Annotated in this window: 4 protein-coding genes; 3 read left to right on the forward strand and 1 reads right to left on the reverse strand. The window is 47.0% G+C overall.

Features of this window, described 5'->3' with window-relative positions; translation table 11 throughout:
* Positions 1-105: 105 nt before the first annotated feature.
* Positions 106-456: a single-stranded DNA-binding protein gene (locus PN470_RS07915; protein WP_002731888.1), complete on the reverse strand. Its 351-nt coding sequence runs from the start codon at positions 454-456 to the stop codon at positions 106-108.
* A 226-nt stretch (positions 457-682) separates the two neighbouring features.
* Between PN470_RS07915 and PN470_RS07920 the strand changes: the two genes are divergently transcribed.
* The 3 genes from PN470_RS07920 (at position 683) to mreD (ending at position 3,094) form a co-directional block, all read left to right on the forward strand.
* Positions 683-1,723, forward strand: coding sequence for a rod shape-determining protein (locus tag PN470_RS07920; protein WP_002777346.1), 1,041 nt, complete (start codon positions 683-685; stop codon positions 1,721-1,723).
* A 73-nt stretch (positions 1,724-1,796) separates the two neighbouring features.
* Positions 1,797-2,546 (forward strand): rod shape-determining protein MreC, encoded by a 750-nt coding sequence (gene mreC, locus PN470_RS07925; RefSeq protein WP_271934860.1) that lies wholly within the window; start codon positions 1,797-1,799, stop codon positions 2,544-2,546.
* Entirely contained in the window at positions 2,513-3,094 is a 582-nt protein-coding gene (gene mreD, locus PN470_RS07930) for a rod shape-determining protein MreD (protein WP_016514779.1), read from the forward strand. The genes mreC and mreD overlap by 34 nt, the downstream gene beginning before the upstream one ends.
* The last annotated feature ends 94 nt before the right edge of the window (positions 3,095-3,188 follow it).

The raw sequence follows: 3,188 nt of genomic DNA on the forward strand, positions 1-3,188 counted from the left end.
CCCCACACCCTACCCCCACGAAAAACTTTTTGCCGCAAACCCTAAATAAGGGTGTGTTACTAGAGGCTAACACACCCAAAATCCAGAAATAATGCCGCTCAAGCTTTAAAATTCTCGCTCGGAATTAGCCTCACTATCGCGCTTAGAACCGAGTAAATCTAATTGATCGACGAGAATCACTGGTTTAGAGCGAGCTAATCCCGTGTTTTTATCATTCCAGGTATCCATTTTTAAAGAACCCTTAATCCCGATTAAACCGCCTTTTTTCACATAATTAGCGGCCACTTCCGCCGTTTTACCCCAAATTTCCAGATCGAACCAATCTGGCTGATCGCTATTTTTCGAGCGACGATTAACCGCTAAAGTTAAAGTACATAAAACCTTACCCGACTCGAAATACTTGGTTTCTGGGTCTCTCCCCGCTCGTCCCACCAAATGAACCAGATTTACACTCATGGTCTTAAATCCTCAATTTAGTACAATAGTATGTTCATTTTAGCCTGAAACCTTAGCCTTGACCGGTGACTAGGGAGAAAATTAGGCCAAAGACCTGGGTAAATCTGGAGAGAAAGAAGCGATAATTAACTAGACTTGAGAAACAAAACCTAATAAAATCCAAGTCGATTCGATCGAAAGTCTAGCTATAGCAACGTTTTATTGATCAGAACAGGAGTGAAAACAAGTGGCGGGTTTTTTTAGACGTCTAGGCTTATCAAGGGACATAGGTATAGACTTGGGGACAGCAAACACCCTCGTCTATGTATCAGGGAAAGGTATCGTTTTAGAGGAACCATCGGTAGTAGCGATCGATCAAGATCGTAACCCAGTCGCTGTCGGGGAGGAGGCCAAAAAAATGCTCGGTCGCACTCCGGGCCATGTCACCGCTCTGCGACCCCTGCGCGATGGGGTAATCGCCGATTTTTACAGTTGCGAGATCATGTTAGCGGAATTCATCAAACGAGCGCTCGATGGCACGATTGGCAATCCCCGCATGGTAATCGGTGTTCCTAGTGGGATTACTGGAGTAGAAAGACGCGCGGTGGTGGATGCGGCCAAAAATGCCGGCTCCCGAGAAGTGGGGTTAATTGATGAACCGATTGCGGCAGCCTTGGGTGCTGGTTTACCCGTCTCGGAAGCGACGGGAAATATGATCATCGATATCGGTGGTGGCACGACAGAAGTGGCGATTCTCAGTCTTGATGGGACCGTGATCAGCGAATCGGTGCGCGTCGCTGGGGATGAACTGACGGACTCAATTATCGCCTATCTAAAAAAAGTCCATAACCTGATTATCGGGGAACGTACGGCCGAAGATATTAAAATTCGCCTTGCTTCCGCTTATCCCACCCCCGGAGATGAATTTCCTCCTCTGGAAGTGCGGGGATTGCATCTCATGTCCGGTTTACCCCGCACCGTGACCATCAAAGCGGAAGAAGTGCGGGAAAGTATGGATGAGCCACTTTCCGTGATCGTTGATGCGATCAAACGTACCCTAGAAAAAACTCCCCCCGAATTAGCTGCCGATATTATCGATCGCGGGATCATGTTAGCGGGAGGAGGTGCTTTATTACGGGGACTCGATCGCCTAGTCAGTCACGAAACCGGTATCGTTACCCATGTCGCTGAAGATCCGCTGCGCTGTGTGGTCAAAGGCACGGGAGAAGTGTTAAAAAATCAGAAACTCTTTGAGCGGATCGTTAATGAAACAACTCGCAATGTCTAAAGGTCACTAGGCTAGGTTAGCGGCAAAATTCACGGATTCTCACTCTACACAGTCAAGAGGTTTAAAATCGCTCATGTATTCAGCACGACGAAAATGGACACAGCAGAGATGGCGACTTTTGCTGCTCGCTGCCGCTTTTGGGGGAGCTTGGTACATTCGCACCTATCAAAGTGGGGCGATTTTAGAATTGTATGGTTTATTAACTCGTCCTTTTCAGGGAGAGGAAACTAATCTGCAAGAGCAACTTCTGGCCGATCAACGGGTGCGAGAATTACAAAATCGTTTAAGTGAAGTCGAATATCAAAATCAACAATTAAAAAAACAGCTTGGTTATTATCAAACCCAGAAAAAACCCCTGATTTCTGCTCCAATTATTGGCCGCAGCGCCGATGATTGGTGGCAACAGGTGATTATCGGTCGGGGTAGCGCCGATGGTGTGCCAGTGGGTGCTTCGGTGACGGGAATTGGTGGTTTAGTGGGACGGATTACGGAAGTTACCCCCCACACCAGCAAAGTTCTATTGGTCAGTAATTCCCAAAGTCGCATCGGAGCAACGGTGAATCGTAGTCGGGCCATGGGTTTAATTCAAGGTCAGAATTCCCAAGTCGCCACCCTGCGCTTTTTTGAAAAAGCTCCCGATGTCAAACCGGGAGATGTGGTGACAACTTCGGCTTTTAGTAGTCTTTTTTCGCCGGGGTTGCCCATCGGTCGTATAATTTCCCTTAATTTACAGGAAAATCCCGCCCCCACCGCCAAAATTGAATTTACCGCCACCGTGGACAATCTCGAATGGGTGTTCGTTCACCCGCAACCCCAGCAGTGAGAAGGGTAATTATGCTGAAATTAAGCCGTTTATCAGCCCGTTCTCGTTTTATACTGAATATTTTAGTCACTATCGCTTCGTTGCTTCTCTGTACCTTTCTTTCCTTAATGCGGCTACCCGGAATGGAGATTTTAGGCATCGCTCCCAATTGGTTACTGATTTGGTTGGTTAGTTGGAGTCTCAATCGCTCTTGTCTCGATAGTGTGGTGGCCGGATTAGCGATCGGCGCTATTCAAGATAGTTTAACCTCTAATTATCCTTCCCATATCATGGTTTTTGGTCTGATCGGTTTCCTTACTTCCCGTTTACACCGACAACGTTATGTTAAAGAAGAATTGATCGCCGTGGTCTTAATTGTCTTTGTGATGACTTTAATCGCTGATGGTGCGATCGCTTTTCAATACTATCTACAAGGAGGCAAAAATCTCGCTGATCTTTGGTTCGATTATCAACGCATTGGCCTCACTTCTGCTCTGCTTAGTAGTCTCTGGACTCCCCTCCTCTATTACCCTCTCCAGCAATGGTGGCGACAATTTAGCGATCTTTAAAGAGATAGGAGATAGGAGACAGGAGATAGGAGACAGGAGATAGGAGACAGGAGATTATTTTTATTTATTCTCCCCACACCCCACACCCCACACC

Source organism: Microcystis sp. CS-574, assembly GCF_028329095.1.
GTDB classification, from domain to species: domain Bacteria; phylum Cyanobacteriota; class Cyanobacteriia; order Cyanobacteriales; family Microcystaceae; genus Microcystis; species Microcystis ichthyoblabe_A.